This is a genomic window from Bacteroides sp. An279 (genome assembly GCF_002159615.1).
Lineage (GTDB): Bacteria > Bacteroidota > Bacteroidia > Bacteroidales > Bacteroidaceae > Phocaeicola > Phocaeicola intestinalis.
In genome coordinates, this window is sequence record NZ_NFJA01000169.1 from 1 (window position 1) to 2,985 (window position 2,985).

General features: G+C 45.8%; 4 protein-coding genes and 1 pseudogene. 4 read left to right on the forward strand and 1 reads right to left on the reverse strand.

The window, feature by feature from the left end:
- Positions 1–167 precede the first annotated feature (167 nt).
- A complete protein-coding gene (locus B5F78_RS16255) occupies positions 168–662 on the reverse strand; it encodes an HU family DNA-binding protein (protein ID WP_022039714.1) in 495 nt (164 codons plus the stop codon).
- Between the two features lie 586 nt (positions 663–1,248).
- Between B5F78_RS16255 and B5F78_RS16260 the strand changes: the two genes are divergently transcribed.
- The 4 genes and pseudogenes from B5F78_RS16260 to B5F78_RS16275 all read left to right on the forward strand — a co-directional run.
- On the forward strand, positions 1,249–1,662 hold the full coding sequence (locus B5F78_RS16260) for a hypothetical protein (protein WP_087407233.1): 414 nt from the start codon (positions 1,249–1,251) through the stop codon (positions 1,660–1,662).
- A 107-nt stretch (positions 1,663–1,769) separates the two neighbouring features.
- Complete coding sequence (locus B5F78_RS16265; RefSeq protein WP_087407234.1) at positions 1,770–2,141, forward strand: transcription-repair coupling factor; 372 nt, start codon at positions 1,770–1,772, stop codon at positions 2,139–2,141.
- Between the two features lie 173 nt (positions 2,142–2,314).
- Positions 2,315–2,653, forward strand: a complete 339-nt coding sequence (locus tag B5F78_RS16270; protein ID WP_239473506.1) for a hypothetical protein — start codon at positions 2,315–2,317, stop codon at positions 2,651–2,653.
- A 147-nt stretch (positions 2,654–2,800) separates the two neighbouring features.
- Positions 2,801–2,985 (forward strand): annotated as a pseudogene (locus B5F78_RS16275) (UDP-glucose 6-dehydrogenase); the annotation flags it as partial.

Sequence of the window (2,985 nt, forward strand, 5' to 3'; positions counted from 1 at the left end):
CCTGTTCTTCGTCAGATAGCCCGCTATCTTCCTCATCACAGAAGCGAAAATGCCTCAAAAACTCATCCCAAATCATCGCACGATAAATTCAAAACAGCTTCTAAATTAAAGAATCCGCGTTAATCTGCGGAAATCCGCGTTTCAGAAAGACTTGGAAAAGGAAAGAATCACACGCCGGGTTCTTCCGGAACAGAAGCAGTCTTCCGTTTCGCCGCTTCCAGGTCCACAGTAGCTTCGCCCGACTTTTCAGCCTTCAGCGTAGCCTTCTGTGCCAGGCGGCTTGCTACCGGAGCAAATTCGGCACGCGAGCGCAGGTTCTCGAAGTCCTCACCGGGAGTAAACACGATATTTACCGTCTTGATGTTAGATGCAGTAAATTCTTCCATCGAAACAGCAGGTTCACAAGTGAGGGAAATACCAAAGGTGCCCAGTTCACCGAACTGCACTTTGCAGCCGTTCAGCAGCATTTCGACCAGGCAGGCACACGTGTCACTCACCACGCCTTTCACCGTACCGCGGGTAAACACTCCGTTGTGATCGGCGATGTGTTTCACGAACTCGTCAAAAGTCATCGTTTTGGTTACTTGGTTTTTGGCGTATGCCATTTCAGTTGCTTCTTCGTCCAACGGGTTTCTCCATAAATAGGTAGAGTAATTAATCATACTTTAAACTGTTTTTTAATGGTTAAACTTAAGTGTCAGTTTGTAAGTTTTTAAGTTTGTTAGTTTTTAAGTTTGCAATTCAAAAACAAGAACTTAAGAACTAAAAAACTCACCAGATGTTGCGCGCTTCATCGTTCTGACAATGCAAAGATACTGCACCGGAAAGGCGAAATCAATTCGGTTGACAAGCATTGACAAACCATTGATAAATCATTTATTCTGAATACAGTTGACTAGTTGACAAGATTTTATTCAGTTGACTAGTTGACAAGGTTTTATTCAGTTGACTAGTTAACAAGGTACCAGGTAACGAGGTCCTGAATAGCTGAATACAGTTGACTAGTTGACAAGGTACTAGTTGACAAGGTTCTGAATAGCTGAATACAGTTGACTAGTTGACAAGGTACTAGTTGACAAGGTTCTGAATAGTCTTACTGAATGTATTTAAAACCTAGTTACCTAGTACCTGTAACCTAGTCCCTGGTACTAAAACCTAGTTACCTAGTACCTGTAACCTAGTCCCTGGTACTAAAACCTAGTTATCTAGTTACCTAGTACCTAGTCCCTGTTACTAAATATACCCCACGTGTCCGACATAACCATAAACATAAACGGAGGAAACAACCAAATCCTCCCCAACGCTACGGAAGCCGTGCAGAATTTCTACGGCGGCCACTTTCCGGAACATCCGCTTCCCGACCCATCCGCTCAGGAAACGGAGCCTCCCGAAGCGCAAAAACTTGCCTTATATATAAATAAGGAGAACCTCGGCCGTTACCTCTCCCTCATCGGCGAGTGCCGGTCGGCTACCGAGCTGGCACGTGTCGTGGTGGAAATGGTAGAACAAGAGCCTAAGCTCTTCCCCGAAGAAATGGTGAAAGAACGCTTCATCCGCCTCCTGCTGCCTTTCGCCTCCAAGCTCGAGAAAGGCAAGACCATCGACAACATCCGCGCCCGCATCAACGACGCATGGATGAACCGACCCAAGAAACGTCCCTGAACCTGTCTGAAAAGACCGCCCTGTTATGAACCCGATACTCATTCCAAGAGGACAAGTCACCGGGAAGCCTTACGCATCTCCGGCATTTCACTTGAAACCCTTGGCCGATGAAGAAAAGCGCGTTCATAAAGAAAATAGCGGAAGCCATCATCGAGTGCATCCGGGAAGAACTGCCCAGGCTCACCAGTGCCAGAACGCAGCCACCGCCCGCCGCCCTGCAGGAACATGACGGGACGCCTTACCTCAAGCAGATAGCTGCCGCCCAGCAGTTCCTGGACGAAAACCGCAACGCCGACCTCGCGCACGTGAAATGCCTCCTCCGCCGGATGATTCCCGAAGAATACCACGGCGAGATAGAAAAGCTCCACGAACGGGAAGAACCCCGGTTTGTCTGCATCGTCAACGGCGGCCAGAACCTCATCGCCCCGAACGCGCAGCAGGCGGAACAGAACATACAGGATAGTACACCCGAAGAATGAATATATACTGCAACCGCCGATGAATATATACTGCAACTGCAGTTGAATATATACTGCAACTGCCGATGAAGTATATATCCCTAAAAAATAGATATAGATAACGTTTTCAAAACATACATGTATGACAAACGGAAAGAATAAAATCGAAGCCATATTCAGCGAGCGCAACATAGATGAGGATTGCGACACTATTGCAAGGTTGCTTTCACCTTATCGGAGTTAAGTCAAGGCAACTATGCAAAGCCATAACCATCCTGCTCGAAGTGTTCGAAAGTCTCACTTACCACTTTGTGGAAGATGAGCATTACAACTATCTCGATGACATGTACAGTCCAGATTATGTTTGTCAGGACATGATGGAAGCAATTATCAGCTCTATCAAGAATGGGAATTTTCCAGCGGAAGAGTTGCAACGGTTGAAAGACGGATTGGAGAAGTTGAAGCATACGGAGGCATACGAGGATTATGGTGTGCCGTATGTGTTAGATGTGTGGGAGAAATTCCAACGGTAACCAGCCTATAGTCATCAAAGACAACCGATCAAAAAACACATTCATATTGGGTGATCGTTAATCTGTGAAAACACTAAACATAGAGAAGAATAAAGTAAAATCCGCGTTAATCTGCGGAAATCTACGTTTCAAATAAATCACAAACTTATTAATATGAAAGATTTGAAAATAGCCGTAGCCGGAACCGGTTACGTAGGACTTTCCATTGCCACACTCTTGGCACAACACCATCAGGTAACGGCTGTAGACGTGATACCCGAAAAGGTAGATTTAATCAACCAACGCAAGTCACCGATTCAGGATGAGTATATCGAAAAGTATTTAGCGGAAAA

Bases quoted from the DNA above. Each gene is read 5' to 3' on its own strand.
- B5F78_RS16270 (WP_239473506.1), top strand. From the start codon at position 2,315: ATGAGGATTGCGACACTATTGCAAGGTTGCTTTCACCTTATCGGAGTT.
- B5F78_RS16265 (WP_087407234.1), top strand. From the start codon at position 1,770: ATGAAGAAAAGCGCGTTCATAAAGAAAATAGCGGAAGCCATCATCGAG.
- B5F78_RS16255 (WP_022039714.1), bottom strand. From the start codon at position 662: ATGATTAATTACTCTACCTATTTATGGAGAAACCCGTTGGACGAAGAA.